The sequence below is a fragment of the Streptomyces sp. NPDC015139 genome, from assembly GCF_043079785.1.
Taxonomy (GTDB): domain Bacteria; phylum Actinomycetota; class Actinomycetes; order Streptomycetales; family Streptomycetaceae; genus Streptomyces; species Streptomyces albidocamelliae.
This window is the reverse complement of the sequence record NZ_JBIBUW010000022.1, coordinates 34855-53328: the sequence shown is the minus strand read 5'-3', so window position 1 is coordinate 53328 and position 18474 is coordinate 34855. Positions and strand designations below refer to the sequence as shown.

The 18474-nt window shown below is 70.1% G+C and carries 12 protein-coding genes; 5 read left to right on the top strand and 7 right to left on the bottom strand.

What is annotated here, in order from left to right; genetic code table 11:
* Positions 1-79 precede the first annotated feature (79 nt).
* The 3 genes from ACF08B_RS36280 to ACF08B_RS36270 are packed head-to-tail and all read left to right on the top strand — an operon-like array spanning position 80 to position 1646.
* A complete protein-coding gene (locus ACF08B_RS36280; RefSeq protein WP_392321298.1) occupies positions 80-655 on the top strand; it encodes an RNA polymerase sigma factor in 576 nt (191 codons plus the stop codon).
* Positions 646-1263 (top strand): hypothetical protein, encoded by a 618-nt coding sequence (locus ACF08B_RS36275; protein ID WP_392321297.1) that lies wholly within the window; start codon positions 646-648, stop codon positions 1261-1263. The genes ACF08B_RS36280 and ACF08B_RS36275 overlap by 10 nt, the downstream gene beginning before the upstream one ends.
* Positions 1263-1646, top strand: coding sequence for a hypothetical protein (locus ACF08B_RS36270; RefSeq protein ID WP_392321296.1), 384 nt, complete (start codon positions 1263-1265; stop codon positions 1644-1646). Before ACF08B_RS36275 ends, ACF08B_RS36270 begins: the two co-directional genes overlap by 1 nt.
* Before the next feature lie 44 nt (positions 1647-1690).
* Here the strand turns inward: ACF08B_RS36270 and ACF08B_RS36265 are convergent, their stop codons facing one another.
* From ACF08B_RS36265 to ACF08B_RS36250, 4 genes are all read right to left on the bottom strand, one after another.
* Entirely contained in the window at positions 1691-2086 is a 396-nt protein-coding gene (locus ACF08B_RS36265) for an STAS domain-containing protein (protein WP_392321295.1), read from the bottom strand.
* Positions 2087-2153: 67 nt separating this feature from the next.
* Entirely contained in the window at positions 2154-3374 is a 1221-nt protein-coding gene (locus ACF08B_RS36260) for a PP2C family protein-serine/threonine phosphatase (RefSeq protein ID WP_392321294.1), read from the bottom strand.
* Positions 3375-3595: 221 nt separating this feature from the next.
* Positions 3596-4795 carry a PP2C family protein-serine/threonine phosphatase gene (locus ACF08B_RS36255; RefSeq protein ID WP_392321293.1) on the bottom strand — a complete coding sequence of 400 codons (1200 nt, stop codon included), beginning with the start codon at positions 4793-4795 and terminating at the stop codon, positions 3596-3598.
* An 857-nt stretch (positions 4796-5652) separates the two neighbouring features.
* Positions 5653-5853: a hypothetical protein gene (locus ACF08B_RS36250; protein ID WP_392321292.1), complete on the bottom strand. Its 201-nt coding sequence runs from the start codon at positions 5851-5853 to the stop codon at positions 5653-5655.
* A gap of 116 nt (positions 5854-5969) precedes the next feature.
* Here ACF08B_RS36250 and fxsT point away from each other — a divergent pair, with 116 nt between their 5' ends.
* Entirely contained in the window at positions 5970-8639 is a 2670-nt protein-coding gene (fxsT, locus tag ACF08B_RS36245) for an FxSxx-COOH system tetratricopeptide repeat protein (protein WP_392321291.1), read from the top strand.
* A gap of 592 nt (positions 8640-9231) precedes the next feature.
* Here the strand turns inward: fxsT and ACF08B_RS36240 are convergent.
* Both ACF08B_RS36240 and ACF08B_RS36235 read right to left on the bottom strand, forming a co-directional pair.
* Positions 9232-10209, bottom strand: coding sequence for an L-threonylcarbamoyladenylate synthase (locus ACF08B_RS36240; protein WP_392321290.1), 978 nt, complete (start codon positions 10207-10209; stop codon positions 9232-9234).
* A gap of 247 nt (positions 10210-10456) precedes the next feature.
* Entirely contained in the window at positions 10457-11380 is a 924-nt protein-coding gene (locus ACF08B_RS36235; RefSeq protein ID WP_392321289.1) for an oxidoreductase, read from the bottom strand.
* A 532-nt stretch (positions 11381-11912) separates the two neighbouring features.
* Here ACF08B_RS36235 and ACF08B_RS36230 point away from each other — a divergent pair.
* Positions 11913-15035: a helix-turn-helix domain-containing protein gene (locus ACF08B_RS36230; protein ID WP_392321288.1), complete on the top strand. Its 3123-nt coding sequence runs from the start codon at positions 11913-11915 to the stop codon at positions 15033-15035.
* A gap of 920 nt (positions 15036-15955) precedes the next feature.
* On the opposite strand, the gene ACF08B_RS36225 is transcribed toward ACF08B_RS36230, so the two are convergent.
* Entirely contained in the window at positions 15956-18229 is a 2274-nt protein-coding gene (locus ACF08B_RS36225) for a hypothetical protein (RefSeq protein WP_392321287.1), read from the bottom strand.
* Between the last annotated feature and the right edge of the window lie 245 nt (positions 18230-18474).

The following is an 18474-nucleotide window of genomic DNA, read 5'->3' as shown; positions in this document are numbered from 1 at the left end:
CACATCCACTCGGTGTGATGTGCGTCACATAGCAACGAGTGGGTAGGCGACAGTCCCGGAAGCCGTGAACCGAGGCGGCATGAACGAGCGGACTGGACCCGCACCGCTGGAGAGCGGCCTGCCGGACGGTGTGCTGACCGTGCGGGCCGCCGAAGGGGACGAGGACGCTTTCGCCGCCCTCGTCCGCCGGCACAGCCGACCGCTTCTCACCCTGGCGTACTACATGCTGGGTAACGCCCAGGACGCCGAAGACGCCGTCCAGGACGCCTTCGTCAGCGCCTGGCGGCGCCTGCCCGACTACCACCACCGGGCAGAGTTCCACACCTGGATGTACCGGATCACCGTCAACCGCTGCCTCACCGTGCGTCGCCGCCGACGACCCACCTTCCCGCTGGACGCCGCCACCGAGCCGGCGCCGGACAACGAGTGGAATTCTCCCGCCCGGGCGGCCGAACAGGACGCGGCCGCAGCCGCCCTGGCCTGCGCACTCGGTGAACTCGAGGCCGGCCAGCGGCTGTGCTGGATCCTTCGAGAACTCCAGGGCCTGTCGTACGAGGAGATCGCCCATGTGACACGTAGCAGTGAGCCCACGGTGCGCGGCAGACTGTTCAGGGCGCGCCAACTGCTGAAGGAGGCGATGGCCCCATGGCGGTAGACGACCCCCTCGCGAGAGACGAGGAACTGACCTGCGGCCGACTGCTCAGCCAGGTCTGGGACCAGGCGCTCCAACCGTCACCCGCGCCGGACCCGCACACGATGACGTGCCCCTTCTGCCGCGAGGCCGCCGCGTCACTGGCCACGCTCAAGGCGGCGACACGGGCCCTGAAAGGCCGAGCACCCGCCCATCTGCAGGCACTCACCGACCGCGTCATGACCATCGTCAGCGCCGAGGGCCGACTCGGACGGCTGCTGCCCCTGGCCGACCCGGACCGGGACCTGCGCATAGCCGAAAGCGCCGCGGCAAAAGTGCTGCGCCAGGCCGCCGACAGTGTCCCCGGCGTCAAGGCTGCGGCCTGCCGACTGACCCCCGCAGACGACGTTGACGGAACCAAGCGTGTGGCTGTGACGCTGACCGTCGTTGCGGGCCTGGACCGCCCGCTGCCGCACCGCATCGACGAAGTACGCCGATCGGTCCTGCACGCCGCCGAGCACACTATTGGTCTGCAGGTCACCACCGTCGACATCACCGTGGCCGACCTCCTGGAGTCCGCCCCGTCCCCCGGCCTCACCGAGACCGGGCGGCACACTCTCGGCGGCCCGTGATGGCCGACGCCCGTACGGCTGCTCTTCTCACGGCAGTGGCCGAGGCGACGCTTGGGGTCCCCGACGTGGCCGGCCTGCAGCCCCGCCTCGCCCACCGCCTCACCGAGGCCGTCTCGCCCGTGCTGCCCCAGACGCTCACCGAGCACACACCATCCCAAGCCGGCGTACGCGCCGTGCATGCGCCAGACGGCTCGGGATGGCGCATCGACGTGCGTTGCGTGGTGGCCGAAGAGAGCCGCGTCCTGGACGCTGCCCGCAATGTCCACGAGCAGGTTCGATCCGCTGTCCTGACCCATCTCGCCGAGCACGGCGCCCTGGAAGCGGTGGCCGTGTCCGTCACCGTGACCCGTATCGCGGCCCACCCCGTACCCGGCGTGCAGTGACAACCCCATGGGGATGCTCGCTCGACTGAGGACGAAGCGAGCCGTCAGAACTGGTGCACGTGCGCGTCGATGGCGGCGTGGCGGTCGGGGTAGAGGGAGAAGACCTGGTTGATGCCGGTGATGTCGAGCATCCGCTGGACCTGGGTGCTGGGAGCGATCAGGGCCACTTCCCCGCCTGTGTGGCTGACTGCCTGCCTCACCTTGAGCAAACTGGTCAGGCCGGTTGAGTCGACGAGGGACAGGCCGGACAGGTCCAGCAGCACAAGCGCGACCCGGTGAGGTCCCTGCAGTTGGGCGTCCACGCTCTGGGTGAGTCGCTTGCTGGTGTGGTGGTCGAGCTCGCCGGTCAGGACGAGCACGACCGTGTGAGCTGACGGGATCTCGGCGTGCACGCCGAGCTGCTCCGCGGAGTGCGGCGGATCGTTGCGGGGGTCGGGCATGTCCTCCTCCTGTCCTGCCTGCGGCGGGGCCTGAGAGCCCGCGGTGCTGCGAGCGGCGCGTGCGGCGTCACGGGGTGAGGTCGTCCTGGTCGGGGTCACGCCACTCGGCAAGCAGGACGGAGGCGTCATCGTCGAGGTGTCCGTCGTGGTGGTCGAGGACGGCGTGGGTGAGCCGGCGCAGTGTCTCGTGGACGGTGAGGTGGTCGGCGTGATGGCGTACGAGGAAGTCGGTGAACCGCTTCAGCCCGAACTCGTTGCCGCTGCGGTCACGGGCTTCGACGACACCGTCGGTGTACAGGATGAGCCGGTCAGCGGCCTGCAACTGCTCGTGGCAGACGGTCACCGGCAGATTCAGGGCCACGCCCATCGGGCCGGCCGGGGGGCACTGCAGCTCGCGGGGCCAGCGTCCTGCCCGCAGGAGAACGGGCAGGGGGTGGCCGCGGTTGATCCAGGTCAGCCGCCCGGTGTTGATGTCCAGGTCGGCGAGGATGCCGGTGACGTACCGGCTGGTGTCGAATTGCTCGATCAAGGCGTCCTCGACCGCCTGTGAGGTCTGCACGAGATCAGCGCCTTGGCGGCGTGCGTTGCGGCAGGTGGCCACCGCCATGTTGGCGGTGAGTCCCGCCCGGGCGTCATGGCCCATGGCATCGAACATGGACAGATGCAGCACGTCATCGGAGACGGCGTAGTCGAAGGCGTCGCCACCCACCTCATAGGCCGGCTCGGAGACCGCGGCGATCGTGGTGCGGCGGCCCGCGAAGGCCGACGGTGGAGTGAGGTGCCACTGCATCTCGGCGGCCACGCTCATGGGCGCGGACCGGATCAGGCGCGCATAGGAATCACTGAAGTCCCGCTTGCTCAGCAGCAACAAGGCGACCATCGACGCCACGGCGCGCAACGCGTCACGGGTGGCGTCGTCGTCCCCGTCGGCGACCGTGCGCAGCACGCCCAGACGCTCCACCCCGTCCGTGATCGGCACCCACCATCTGCGGCCCTCGCGCTCCATCGAGGGTGTAGGTTCGGCGATCAGCTCCACGCGCTGGAAGGCCCGTCCCGCCACCGTTGCGTCGACAGCGAGGGTCTCGCCTCCCTCACCGGCGTCGATACCCTGGCCGGTGACCTCACGCAGCACTGTGCCCTGGAGATCCACGATGAAGAAGGCGACGTCGTGCACGCCCACCGGCTCAAGCCGCGCGGCCACCATGCGCGGTAGCTCATCGAACGCTGCCACGTGGCTGGCCAGCATCAGATGGCTCAGCGTGCTGCTCACCTTGACGGGATCGATCACAAAGCAGCCCTTCCTCCGGTTGCACCGTCGTGCGACGCGCTCCACCGGCCGTCGACCTACCGACTACCCCAAGCACGTACAACGGATCGGCCGGCGAGCTGCCACACGAGGCGCCTGGCAACCTCCCGACCTCTCCAGAGCCGGGCAGCGCCCCTGATGCGGGTCCCTCACGCGTTCTGGACGACGAGCAAGAGTGCCGGCCGCCATGGGCGGGGCGGCGGTCAGGTGTCGGCACCGCAGGAGGCGTGCCGGCCTCCGGTGTGGGGGCCGTGCCAGTCCAGGCACAGGACGGTGGCGTCGTCGGCCAGGCGTCCGTGGCAGGCGTCGCTGTCGGCTGCGGTGAGGACGCGGACGACTTCACGGGGGTGTTCGCCGGCGGTGGCGTGGATCAGGCCGGGCAGGTCGACCGTCCGGGCCCGGCGTTCCTGCATGCCGTCGGTGTAGAAGACGAAGCGGTCGCCGGGCCGGCAGTCGAGGTTCTGCACGTAGTACGGCCCGGGCGGAGCGACGCCGAAGGGCAGGTTCACCACCAGGGCGACTTCGTGGACGGCGCCGTTACGCAGGCGCAGGGGCCAGGGGTGGCCGGCGTTGACGAGCTGGGCACCGCTGCCGTCCAGGGCGACGCGCACGAGCTGGCCGGTGACGAAGGCCTGACGGCTGCGGTCCAGGAGGGCCCGGTCGACCTGGCGGGCCTGTTCGCCGAGGTCGGTGCCGGCGCGGCGGGCGCCGCGGGAGGCGTTGACGGCCAGGGTGGCCAGAAGGGCGGAGTCGGTGTCATGACCCATGGCGTCAGTGAGCGACAGGTGCAGCGTGTCGTGGTCGAGGGTGTAGTCGTAGGTGTCACCCGCCACGGTGTCGGCCGGCACCAGGGCGCAGGCGAGGGTGAACTCGGCCGCCTCGCAGGAGGGGGCGGTGGGCAGCAGCTGGCGCTGGATCTCGGCGGCCAGGCTGACGGGGGTGGTGCGCTGACCCCAGTGGTACAGGTCGGTGAAGCGGCGGTCGGTGACGACGATGTACGCCAGCGCGTGCGCGGCCTCCTCCACCTGCTCCAGCACCTCGTCGGTGATCTGGGGGAGGAACAGCTCCAGCAGACCGATGGCGTCGCCCCGGTTGGTGACCGGGGCCAGGACCCGCTGCCCCCGGCCGCCGTCGGCGGCCCGGACGAGCTGTTGGGTGCGCAGCACCTCGTCGTAGACGCTGCCGGCCAGCGGGATCCGGTCGGCCCGGCGGCCCTGCTGGGTGTCGGCTTCCTCGGTGACCCGCACCACCTTGCGGCCCACCATGTCCATGAACAGGAAGGAGACGTACCGCGCGCCGAACCGCTCCCGCAGGTTGCGCGCCACCACGTCAAGGGACGCCACGGGTGATGCGTCCTCCGCGGCGGCCAGTACTTCGGCCAGCCCGAGTCGGTCACCCGCCACCGTGGCCACCTCCTCTGTCCCCAAAGCCTTTCTCCGCATGACGACTGCATCTCAATGGTCCGCCTCTCACACGCCGCCGGGGTGATCAGACGTCGCGGGCAAGAGCCATCCGTGCGGGCTGCCGCTGGATTGCGGGGCACACCCTCCGGAGGAAAACGGGGTGGGATGTTCATGGTGCGAATGCTGTGCTCAACGATGCCTGCGGGCGGGGGCGACGTGGTGGGTTCGGTCGGCCGTGGGTGTGGGTTACTCGGCGCGCGGTGGCAGGTGGCGGATACGTGGCGGCGCGGCAGCGATGACCGTGTCGCCGCGTGCGTGTGAGGCAGGGACCCGGCCTGTGAAACCCGGTGCCGTCGAAGACGGTCAGAGGTCCGGCGTTTCCGGGTTGCCTGCGTGGAGGCGGAGTGCTTCGTCGAGTGCTTCCTTAAGGGCCGGACCGCCATTCCTGCGCGCAACAGTGTGAGCCTGATGCACAAAGGGCACTCACATTACCGTCGCAATAGCGGCGAATCAGGTGAGAATAGGCGGCATGCAGTGACGGCGACCGTGCCGCCGCTTGTATTCCGGCCCCAAAAAATGCTGGGGGTTGGGGACTGCCGGCCGTACATGCCGCGTATGCCTGGTGGCAGGCAAGCAAATGGCCCCGGGCATGAGCGGGACGTGGCGGCCGCCGGCGCCTGAGGCACTGCCGGCCATTCCACGGGAGCGCCTGCCAGTGACTGCGTACGCGGCCCGGCAGGAGGCCGATCGCGCGGCCCGTGTGGTGTTCGCGTTGCTGGGCGCGTACCTGGCGGGTGAAGTGCTGTTGTGCCGTGCCCGAGAACTGTTCACGAGCCGCCCGCCCAGCTGTGCCGCGGTCACCTGCGCAGCGCTGCCAGGGCACCCGTGAGGGTGGCCGCGAGGGTCAGGGTCCCTGCGAAGGTGAGTGCGGCGCGCTTGACGGCGGCGGGGTAGGAGGCCCTCTCCATGCGCGCGAGCTTGGCCGCGGCAGCGGCGGCCAGAGACGCCACGATCACCACGAGCGCGACTGCGAACAGAACGGCGGCGAGGTAGGGCATGGCCAACTCCTTGGAGTGGATGGGTCGGTGAGGAGACCCAACGTCTCGGAAAGTCCGTTCTGCGGTGTTCAGCTGGTCCACAATGAACACCGTTGAACATCAGGGGGGAGACGAGGATGCAGGAGGAGGCCGAGCGGGCGCTGACGGAGCTACGCAGGAGGTTGAACGACGCGGCTGCCAACTCCCGGAAGACCCGAAGGGGGCTCGCGAAGAAGGCGGAGATGAGCCCTACCACCATGTGGAAGGCCCTCAGGGAGGGAGGACCGGTTCCCAGCGACACGGCGGTCGCCGCCCTGGCGCGGGCATTGGACCTCAAGCAGGCAGAGCGGCAGGAGCTGCTGGATCTACGGCGAATCGCTGACGGGAAGGGCGACGCCCGCCCCACGGACGAGCAGGGGTGGGCAGTGCCGAACGCCCGGCGGGAGGGCGAAGGGGCCGGGGTCGTGTGCCGGGTGCTGGGGAATGTCCCGTTCGAGGCGGACTGCTACGTCGAGCGGCCGGAACTGCGTGCACGCTTGGAAACCGCCGCCACGTGCGGGACCGCGACGCTCAGCCACGTGCTGACCGGCATGGGCGGGGTCGGCAAGACCCAACTGGCCGCCCATTACGCCGGCGTGGCCGGCCGTACCGGCCACGTGGACCTGGTGCTGTGGGTGACCGCAGCGTCCCGTGATGCGGTGACAGGCGCCTACGCCGACGCCGCGCATCGGCTACTGGACGTCGGCCGGGAGGACCCACAGACCGCGTCCACGTTGTTCCTGAACTGGCTCAACCTTGCCCCAGGAACGAATGACGGCGGACCCCGGCCCGGCGTGCGCTGGCTTGTCGTGCTGGACGACGTCCCGTACACGGGTGCGCTCCAGGGGCTCTGGCCCCCGCACGTCCCGCACGGGCAGACACTGGTCACTACCCGGTTCCGGGACGTCTCGCTGCTCCGGTCGGGCAGCCGACTGGTTGAAGTCGACCGGTTCACCCCCGAGGAAGCGGTCCATTACCTGACCACCAAGCTCGCGGCCATCGGCCGGGAGGACGACCCTGCGCAGATCGCGCACCTGGCGGAAGATCTCGGACGGCTGCCGCTCGCACTGTCCCAGGCGGTCCCGTTCATGCACTCCCTGCACCTGGACTGTGCGAGCTACCGCGAGCGCCTCGCAAGCGAGGCGAACACCCTCGCCCGGGTGCTGCCGACCCACGTCGGACTTCCCGACGATCAGAGCAGGACGGTGGCGGCAGCCTGGGACATGTCCATCGAACTGGCAGACACGCAACCACCCCGGGGACTGGCGCGACCCCTGCTCCACGTGCTGTCCCACTTGGAGCCCAACGGCATTCCCGCCGCGGTGCTCGACTCCCCGCCCGTAAGGGCCTACCTGGCCGGCCATCGCACCGATTCGTCGGGCACCCTCACCGATGCGGGCCGAGCGGGAGACGACGGCGACGAGCTCCGGGACATCCGCGAAGTGCTGTGCAGCCTGGAGCAGTTCAGCCTCATCGACCACGACCCGGACTCGCCTCACCGGGCCGTTCGCATGCACCAGCTCGTCCAGCGTGCCGTCCGCGAGCGGCTTACCCCCGGCGAAGGACACCACGTCGCCCGCGCAACGGCGGACGCCCTGATGGCCGCCTGGCCCCACATCGAACGGGACACCGACCTGACTGCCGCCCTCAGGGCCAACACCGCCGTCCTCGCCAGGCAGACGAAGGACGCCCTGTACCAGCCGGTCGCGCACCCCGTGCTCGACCGCAGCGGCGCCAGCCTCGGCACATCGGGGCAGGCCGGCGCGGCCCGTGACTACTACCAGCACCTCGCAGAGCAAGCCGACACCCATCTCGGCGGACACCACCGCGACACCCTTGTCTTCCGCCAGCAGGCGGCGCGTTGGCAGGGAGAAGCGGGGGAGCTGGACGAAGCCGCGGCTGCCCTGACCCACGTACTGGCGGAACAGCGCCGACAGCTGGACCCCGATCTCCCCGAGCTGCTGGTCACCCGGAACAGCCTCGCCTACACCAAGGCCCTCGCAGGGGACCTGACCGAAGCCGTAGACGAATTCGCCGCCCTGCTTGTCGACATGCGGCGGGTGCTGGGCAGCGAGGACCGCGACACCCTCCTGTTGCGCAACAACCTGGCTCGCTTTCGAGGCGAGGCCGGGGATCACGACACCTCGGTGCGTGAGTTCAATGAGCTGCTCGCGGACCAGACGAGGTTGCTGGGTCGAGAAGACCCCGACACCCTCATGACCCTCGGAAACCTGGCCTTCCAGCTGGCGAAGCTGGAGGACACCGCCGCAGCCGCCACCGCCTTCGCCGAACAACTCAAGGTGCGTACACGGGTGCTGGGCTTCGACCACCCGGACACTCTCGACACGCGGAACAACGTCGCCTATCTGCAGGCCTGGTCAGGGGATGTGGCTGGAGCCGCGGCAGCGTTCTCTCAGCTGGTCGAGGACAGCCGTCGTCGGCGGGGCGAGGGCCATCCTGCCACGCTCAGGGCGCGTGGCAGTCTCGCCCTGATGTGGGGACGGGCGGGTGACGCCGTACGGGCCACCACGGCCCTCGCAGACATCGTGCAGGACTGCGTGCGCTGGCTCGGCAGTGACCATCCCGACACTCTCAAGACCTGGGGCTTTCTCGCCGAATGGCAGGGAAGGGCGGGGGACACCGCCGGGTCGGCGGCCACCTACGCCGAGCTACTGGCCCTGCAGACCCGGGTACTGGGCGAACAGCATGCGGACACCGGGAAAACCCGCAAGGCACTCGAAGACCTCGATGACACGGCGCACGGCTGAGGACCGTCAGTTGGATCATGCCGGATCAGGGAGCGGGGTCTGGTGCAGTGCAACGTAAGGCGGAGGGGGAGTGTTCCGGTGGATGCGCTCCTAAAACTCCAGTGGGATCGCGTGCGAGTAGCCCATCCCGTCCGGCATGGCCAAGTGGTGCCAGTGGAGCACCCCGAGCTGGGCCCGGGGGGGGCACGGCCGGGCAGGCGGCCTCGGCACCGTCGCCGGCCGACGCGAAATCGGCGAGACGCTGAGACATCTGGGCGGGCGCCGAGGATCCATATCCGCAAGCGGCCGACCGCGGCAGTACCGAAGTAGAACGGCTGCCGAGCGGCTGCGAGTTGCACGGGCGCCCGCCGGGTTCACCGCTCTCTTACCCCCGATGGGCACCACCCGATGGCTCACGCAGCCGACCACGCGGCCAGCACCTCCCGGGCGACCTGGCGCGGGCCGCGGGCTGCGAGGCGTGCCGGGGATGGGGAACGGTCGTCACCGACGACGGGCGGCATGAGTTGTGCCCGGTCTGCCAGAGAGGCGGAAGCTCAGCCGATTCCGCCCGGCCCCAGACCCCGGGAGTAGTAGGGCACGGCGTCGGCGCTGGTCACACGGTGGTCCGGGGCCCCGCAGCGCGGCGCAGCCGGTTGGCGATCGCCAGTCCCAGCCCCTCCTCCGGCGGCAGTGACGCGACGATGAGGTCGCATCCTTGTTGGTCGAGTTCGCGCAGGAACCCGTACAGCCCGCGTGCGTAGGCGGCCATCGAATCGGGGACCGCCACCACCGCGTGCGCCTTCACAGCAGCGTCGGCGAAGGCGGCGGGAAGAAGGACGCCGACCCGGCGCCCCAGTTCCTGCGCCAGCTCCGCCTCGCCGACGATCTTCGCCGGCTCGACCAGGACGACCCGTGCTCGCGGCGCGTAGTGCGACGGATGTTGGCCCGGCACCCGGATGCGACTGCTCGCAGGGACCGCGAGCGGGGACCCCAGCACGGCTTCGAGATCCTCACGCGTCACCCCGCCCGGCCGCAGAATGGTCGGGATCTCGCCGGTGGCGTCGACGATGGTCGACTCGACACCGACCTCGCAGGGGCCGCCGTCCAGCACGAAGTCGACGGCGTCACCGAGCTCGGCACGGACGTCGTCCGCGGTCGTGGGGCTCACTGAGCCGAAGCGGTTGGCGGACGGAGCCGTGACACCGCCACCGAAGGCTGACAGCAGCGCGAGTGCGACGGGGTGGTCAGGCACACGCACGGCCACCGTCTCCAAGCCACCGGTCGCTTCCGGGGGCACCCGGCGACCGCGCCGCAGGACCAGCGTAAGGGGCCCCGGCCAGAAGCGTTCGGCCAGCAGGCGGGCCGTCGCGGGTACCTTCTGGACCCAGTCATCCAGGTGTTCCGCGCCGCCGATGTGGACGATCAGCGGATGTGAGGGCGGGCGCCCCTTGACCTGGAAGATGCGCGAGATGGCGGCGGGATCCTCAGCATTGGCGCCCAGTCCGTAGACGGTCTCGGTCGGGAGGGCCACCAGGCCGCCGGCGCGCAGCACACCGACCGCCTTCTCAATGTCACTAGCTCGTGCCGTCACCCTCGCAATCCTATCTGCGTCAAGGACCGGCGACGGTCATGATCAGTCTGAGCGCCAGCCGCCGCTGCGCGCCGCCCACAACCCCTTGATCGCCTGGACACGCACCAGCGAGCCATCCCCACTCCAAGATCATCCCATGGCCTCTTCGGGGCTCACCTCGGCGATACCCCTAGACCCCTGCGAGTGGGCGAACTCTGAAAGGGCTTCAGGGGAAACCCAGAGGTCTGTTGGGCCGATATCGGAGGTTTCACCCGTGGGTTCGCGGTGAAGTGGCGTGGCCGACCCGCTCGCCGAGGACGGCCAACTCCTCCCCGGTCAGGCGCAGGTTTCCGGCGGCGATGTTCTCTGCCAGGTGTACCGGGTTCGCGGTGCCGGGAATGGCCAGCACGTGCGGACCGCGGTGGAGGGTCCAGGCGAGCCGTATCTGGGCCGGCGTCGCATCGTGGGCGCGGGCAACGGACTGGACGCGCGCGTCCTGTTCCTGGCCTGCGGCTGCCTCACGCCGCAGGCCGGAGACCGTGAAGAACGGGACGAAGGCGATGCCCTGATCCCCGCACAGGTCCACCAGCCCACTCTCGTCGGCGCGGCGCCAGTCCAGGCCGTAGGAGTTCTGCACGCAGACCACGGGCGCGATCGTTTGAGCCTCTGCCACATGCTCGGGCAGGACAGCGGAGAGCCCAAGGTGCCGGATCAGGCCGGCCTCGCGCAGTTCCGCGAGGGCGCCGAAGTGCTCGGCGATCGAAGCTGTGCGGGGGCCGCCGGCGCGCAGGTTCACTACGTCCAGATGGTCCCGGCCGAGCTGGCGCAGGTTCTCCTCGACCTGGCCACGCAACTGGTCGGGGCGGACCGTGTCGAGCCACTGGCCGGAGAGATCGCGCGCGGGGCCGACCTTGGTCACTACGATCACGTCGCCCGACCAGGATGAGAGGGCCCGGTTGATGAGCTCGTTCGCCGACCGCAACGGCGAGAAGTAGAAGGCGGCTGTGTCGATGTGGTTGATGCCCTGCTCGAACGCGTAGTGCAGCAGGCCGACGGCGGCATCGCGGTCGATCGGTGTGCCGTCGGAGTTCCCCATCATGCCGTTGCCCGTCAGCCGCATCGCGCCGTAGCCGATGCGATTCACCTCCAGGTCTCCGAGCTTCCAGGTACCTGCTGCCGTCGCTGCGCTCACCGTGCTCCTTCGCCTGTCGGTTTGTCAGGTCCTGGAGTATGGGGCCGTCACGGTGTGCTGCGACAGGTCAACGGGCTGGGCGAAACGTCACGTTCCTACCGGGAACCAACCACCGCCGCAGAGTCGTTGGACCTGTCGAGAGGGCGTCAGTCACGGCGACGTTTCCAACCCTGTGCTGCCGTCCTGGTGACGCGGCGGACGACGGTGGCTGCGTTCAGCGCGGCCGGGCACGTCGATCGCGACCCCACCAGTCCGATGCGGCTCAGACCAGCGAGAGGGAACGCGGCTTGTCCTCGAGCACAGAGTGGGGAATCGAGACGAGCAGGCCTGGGCCGTGCCTGAGTACAGTGTGGGAACTTCACGACGACGAGGGCGGCGGCGAGCAAGACGATGGCGATGTGAATCACGGCGATCCCCCCGTACCGGCTGAGGTGTTGACGTGTCATAAGTTCGCAGAATCGGTGTTCGCCGCGGATCGGCCAGACGAAGATGAACATCGTTGAACACGCCTGGGCTGGGGCTGGGAGTGCACGTGAGCCGGCGACTTGATGACTGGGAAGCGGCTCTCACAGAGCTGCGCCAGCGGCTGGAAGACGCTCTGGCGCGCAAGGGGCTGACGAAAACGCAGCTGGCTGCGCGGACCGGAATGTCGCGTACAACCGTTCAGACAGCGTTCCAGCGCGGCGGGCCGGTGCCGTCTGCTGTGACGGTCGCGGTACTGGCAGACAAGCTCGGCCTGCCGACCGAGCAGCTGCTGAAGCTACGGCGAACCGCAACAGACGAGGCCGGTCGTGAGCAGGTACGGGATGAGGAGCTCGGCAAACTGATCGGGCAGTGGGACCCCCACGATTTGGAGGTCCACCCCGCCAGCGATGTAGCTTCCACCGGAGCACCGGCGCGAGGGACGCTGCCCGGCTATGTACGTCGCGCCCATGACGAGGACCTGGCCAAGGCGGTGCGCGAGGCCGCGGGCGGCGGCAGCCGGATGCTGGTCCTGGTCGGATCGTCGTCGACCGGCAAGACACGGGCGTGCTGGGAAGCCGTCCAGCCCCTCGCCGCCCAGGGATGGCGGCTGTGGCACCCATACGACCCGACCCGAGTCGAGGCCGCCCTGGAGGACCTGCGACGTGTCCAGCCGCGCACGGTGGTGTGGCTGAACGAGGCTCAGCACTATCTCGGTGACCGCGCGGCCGGTGAGCGGATCGCGGCGGCGGTCCACCGTCTGCTGATCAGCCCGGATCGTGGGCCCGTCCTGGTGCTGGGCACGCTGTGGCCCGCATATGCCCACCAGTACACGGCCCTGCCATACCCGGGTGGGGGAGATCCACACAGCCGAGTACGGGAACTGCTCTCCCATCGCACTGTGACCATCCCGGACTTCTTCGACGCGCCGGCCCTGGCTGCGGCGGCCGCCCTCGCCGAGGACGGTGACGGACTGCTGGCCGACGCCCTCACCCGCACCCACAGCGACGGGCGGGTCACCCAGGACCTGGCCGGCGCACCCGAACTTCTGAACCGCTACCAACGGGCCACCCCGGCCGCCAAGGCGCTGCTGGAAGCGGCGATGGACGCACGCCGCCTCGGCGCCGGCCTCCATCTCCCGCAGACCTTCCTCACCGACGCCGCCACCGACTACCTCAGCCAGACCGACTACGACCAGCTCACCGACAACTGGGCCGAAGCCGCCTTCGCCGAACTCGCCGAACCCGTACACGGCAAACAAGCCCCCCTGCGCCGCACCACTCCTCGGCCCCCAGGACGCCCACCCACCCCCTCCACAGCCGCAGCCCCACCATCTTCGTCGTTGGTGGTGCCGGTGTTCCGGCTCACCGACCACCTCGAACAACACGGCCGTACCACCCGCACACACCTGTGCCCGCCCTCCTCCTTCTGGCACGCCGCCCACGCCCACCTCACCCACCCCGACGATCTGGACAACCTCGCCCAGGCAGCAGACGCCCGGCACCGCCTGCAATGGGCCCGCCACCTCCAATACCGCGCCGCCCGGCACGGCAGCACCAGCGCCCTGAGTTTCCTGGCCGAGATGCGGGAGATGGCCGGGGACCACGAAGGCGCCGATACCGCGGCCCGGCAGGCCGCCCACCACGGCAGCACCTACGCCCTGGTCCGCCTGGCCGAGATCCGTGAGATGGCCGGGGACTCGGATGGTGCGGAAACCCTGGCCCGCCAGGCCGCCGACCAGGGCAACATTGATGCCCTGCACCGCCTGGCCGACATCCGCGGAAGGGTGGGGAATCAACGGGGCGTCGCGACCCTCTACCAGCACGCTGCCGACCACGGCAGCACCGACGCCATATACCGCCTGGCCGTTCTGCGAGAGAAGGCCGGCGACCGCAAAGGCGCGGAAACCCTCCTCCGGCAGGCCGCCGACCACGGCGACACTGATGCCCTGCACCTCGCGGCCATGCTGCGGACGGCGATCGGGGACCCGCAGGGCGCCGAATTCCTCTATGGGCAGGCCGCCGACCACGGCGACAACAACGCGCTGGTCCGCCTGGCCGAGATCCGTGAGAGCGTCGGGGACCGGCGCGGCGCGGAGATCCTCTACCGGCAGGCTGCCGACCAAGGCAACACCCAGGTAATGATCCGCCTGGGCGTGCAATGTGAGCAGGCTGAGGACCAACAGGGCGCCGAAGCCTTCTATCGGCAAGCCGCCGACCACGGTAGCGCCCACGCCTTGTACCTCCTGGCCGTGTTGCGGGAGAAGGCGGGGGACCTGGAAGGCGGGGAAATCCTCCACGGGCAGGCTGCCGACCAGGGCAACACCTACGCACTGGTCCGCCTGGCCGAGATCCGTGAGGAGGCTGGGGACAGGGAAAGCGCTGAAGCCCTGGCCCGGCAGGCCGCCGGCCACGGCAACTCCGCCGCACTGGTCCGCCTGGCCGAGATTCGTGAGATGGCCGGGCACCGTCAGTGCGCCGAGATTCTGGCCCGGCAGGCCGCCGACCACGGTGACCCCCGAGCCCTGGCCCGCCTCGCGGAGATTCGGGAGGAGGCCGGGGATCCGGAAGGCGCTGGAGCCTTGGCCCGACAGGCCGCCGACCATGGCGACATCCACTCCTTGTACCGCCTGGCGGTGCGGCGAGGGGAGGTTGGAGACCGCGAAGGTGCTGAAACCCTGGCCCGGGAGGCCGCCGGCCACGGCAGCACCGCCGCCCTGGTCCGCCTGGCCGAGATCCGTGAGGAGGCCGGGGATCCGGAAGGCGCTGGAGCCTTGGCCCGACAGGCCGCCGACCACGGCGACACCGAGGCCCTGTACCGCCTGGCGGTGCGGCGAGGGGAGGTTGGAGACCGTGAAGGTGCTGAAACCCTGGCCCGGGAGGCCGCCGACCACGGCAGCACCCGCGCCCTGTACCACCTGGCCGAGATCCGTGAGAAGGCCGGGGACCCGAGAGACGCCGAAACCCTCTACCTGCAGGCTGCCGACCACCGCGATCCCCGCGCCGTTGCCCGGATCGTAGAGATTCGCGAGAAGGCCGGGGACCGGGAAGGTGCTGAAGTCTTGGCCCGGCAGGCCGCCGACCGCGGCCGGCCTGACGCCCAGATCCGTCAGGTCGAGTGGGAGTTGACGTTGCAACGGCTGTGGCCGCATGGCCTGGACCCGGACGGTACGCCAACGCCCCCATGGCAATGAGCCACGCGCTACCGCCCAGGAGGGCCGTGTTCGCCGTCCGTCACCCTCGCCGCCGATCGACAATCCCGAACTCGCGCTGGTCCGAGTGGCCCGTGTGCCGGTCCGGCACGGGCCTCGATCAGCGGGTTGCCGGTCGCCGGCACCTGTTGGAGCTTCCCGTTGAGCACTGCTGCGTCCTGCGTAATGAGGCGCTGGTCAGCACGTTCAGCGGGCGTGACCACGGACTGGTGCCGTGGACCAAAGCCGCGCCGACGCTGCCGAGTGTCGCGGTGCCGGCCGGAACGTTGGGCAGGGCGACCCGCAGCACCACCGCCCGGCGCCGGGCCGGGCGGGCCGGGACCGGATTGAGGGCGCCCATCGTCCGCTCAGCATGCTCGTCTCGGCCCCCGGAGAGCGGCCGGTGATACGCGCAGCGAGCCCTTTCACTTTCCGGCGGACCTTCTCGCCCTGACGCTTCGGCTGCGCAGCACCAGCGGCCATGGCCGCTTCAGCCCAGGTGGGGTGACCCCGGGGTGTCGAGCAGCACCTGTCGCACCGGATGCCGCGAGCGCCGCGCGGTGGGTGCGCGAAAGCCTCATGACCCCCGCTCCCGGAATCCGCTCCCGACCGGCCGCCCCGACCGTCGGCCGCGGCATCTCCTGGCGCCGCATCCGCACCTCGATGACCCGCAAGGAATGGGCCAGCGCCGGCGGTATGGCCGCCTTCATCGTGGCCCTGCACACCATCGGCTGGTTCACGCCGGTGGCGATCGTCGCTCCCGAGCACCACAGCCTGGCCACCGAGACCTTCGGCATCGGCACCGGGCGTCACCGCCTACACCCTCGGCATGCGGCACGCCTTCGACGGCGACCGCATCGCCCCCGTAGGGTCCGGCAGAAGGGACCGCGCAACGCGGCCAGTCCTGGCTGGTGGCATGTAGATCATGGCCATCGGGGGGACGGCGTACCGTCCGGGTCCAGGCCATACGGCCACAGCCTTTGAAACACTCTCGTCATTTCGGTTGGGTATACGCCGTCGGCATTACCGTGGTTGGCGGCTTGCCGGTAGAGGCTTTCGGCGGCTTCCCGGTCCCCGCCGTTCTCGCGCCGCTCGGCGAGGTGGACCAGTGCGCGGGTGTTGCCGTGGTCGGCGGCTTGCCGGGCAAGGGCTTCGGCGCCTCCTGGGTCCCCGACCCTCTCCCGCTCCCTGGCTAGGTAGACCAGGGCATCGGTGTTGCCGTGGTCGGCGGCCTGTCGAGCCAGGGTTTCGGCCCCTTCCCGGTCTCCGGCCTCCTCCCTCCGCATGGCGAGGTGGACCAGTGCGCGGGTGTTGCCGTGGTCGGCGGCTTGCCGGGCCAGGGTTTCCGCGCCTCCCCGGTCGCCGCCCTTCTCCCGGAGTACGGCGAGGTTGACCAGGGCGCGGGTGTCGCCCAGGTCGGCGGCTTGCCGGGCAAGGGTTTCGGCGCCTTCGCGGTCCCTGCCCCAGTCCCGCCGCTCGGCAAGGTGGGCTAGGGCATCGGTGTTCCCCTGCTCGGCGGCGTGTCGAGCCAGGGTTTCGGCCCCTTCCCGGTCCTCGGCCTCTTCCCGCCGGTCGACGAGGTGGACCAGGGCGCGGGTGTTGCCGTGGCTGGCGGCCTGCCGGAGGAGACTCTCGGCGGCTTCCCGGTCCCCGCCGTTCTCGCGCCGCTCGGCGAGGTGGACCAGTGCGCGGGTGTTGCCGTGGTCGGCGGCTTGCCGGAGGAGGGCTTCGGCGCCTTCCTGGTCCCCGGCCTCCTCCCGCCACTGGGCCAGGTAGACCAGGACATCGGTGCTGCCGTGGTCGGCGGCTTGCCGGTAGAGGGTTTCGGCGCCTTGCCGATCCCCTGCCTCCTCCCGCAATCGGGCCAGGTGGGTCAGGGCATCGATGTGCCCAGCGTGGGCTGCTTGTTGCAGGAGGGACTCGGTGCCTTCCCGGTCCCTGGCCTTCAACCGCAACTGGGCCAGGTGGGTCAGGGCTTCAACGTGGCCGTGGTCAGCGGCTTGTCGCAGTAGGGCCTCGGCGCCGTCGCGGTCACCGGCCTTCTCCCGCGTCCGGGCCAGCAGCAACAGGGGATCGCAGTTGCCGGTCTCGGCAGCTCGCCGGCTGAGGTGGTGCGCCCACTGCAGGCGGTGTCTGCGGCGGGCTGCGTCGGCGAGACGGCCGAGGTCGTCGCCGCTGGTGAGGTGGGTGTGCGCGGCGTGCCAGAAGGATGCGGGCGGGCAATGGGGCCGTCGGAGCGTACGGCCGTGCTGTTCCAGGTAGTCGGCAAGCCGGAAGAGCCGCCCTGCTGGAGGCGTCATTGGCGCGGTGGTCGGCGGCTGCGGTGCGGGCGGGCGGTGCTGTGGGCGGGGACGGATACGGCTGAGAGGGGCTTGTTTGCCGTGGACGGGTTGGGTCAGTTCGGCGTAGGCAGCCTCTGCCCAGTCCTCGCTGAGCTGCTGGTAGTCGGAATCAGTCAGATAGTCGAGCGCGGCATGGGAGAGGAACGCCTGGGGCAGATGCAGTCCGACTCTCAGGCGGCGGGCATCCATGGCCGCATCCAGGATCGCTCTGGCACCACAGGAGCCGTCTTCGTACCGACGCAGAAGCTCAGGGGCGCCGGCCAGATCCTGGGCCACACGGCCGTGACCGTCGGCCCGGGACAGGGTATCGGCCCACAGAGCGTCGCCCGCCCTGGCCAGCGCCCGCGCAGAGGCCAGTGCCTTCTGGTCGAAGGTGTCCGGGACCCGGATACGCCTGCCGCTGAGCAGTTCGCGGGCACGACTGTGAGGATCAGACTCAGAAGGGCCAGGTTCAGGAAGGGCGGCGTAGACGTCGGCGTACTCCGGCCACAACGTACCCAGCACCAGGACCGGGGCCCGCTCCTTGGCACTGAGCAGATGGTGCACGGCGGCCGCGATACGCTCACCGAAGGCGGGATCACCGAGGTAGTGCTGGGCCTCGTTCAGCCAGACCACCGTGCACGGCTGGACCCGATGCAGATCCTCCAGGGCGGCTTCCGCCCGGGTTGGATCGAAGGGGTGCCACAACCGCCACCCCCGCGCGGCAAGCGGCTGCACAGCCTCCCAGCACGCCCGGGTCTTGCCCGTGGAGGACGTGCCGACCAGCACCACCATCCCACTGCGGCCCGCGGCCGCCTCCTGCACGGCGTCAGCCAGCATTCCATCGTGCTGGCGCGGCACGTACTTCGGAAGCACCCGCCGCTCCCGTACGTTCCTGCAGTCCTCTCCTACTACGGCGCTGACGGGGTGCACCTCCAAATCGTGTGGATCCCACGCGGACAGCGGTCGGCCAGGCGTGGCCGAGTGCTCCGCTGCTGCCGGACGCGCGGGCGTGGCAGCGCAGCTCCGCAGTTCCAGAAGGTCGTCCACAGACAGCTTCAGTGCCTTCCCCAGCGCGGCTACAGTCTCCGCTGCCGGCACCGGACCACCCTGCCGCAGCG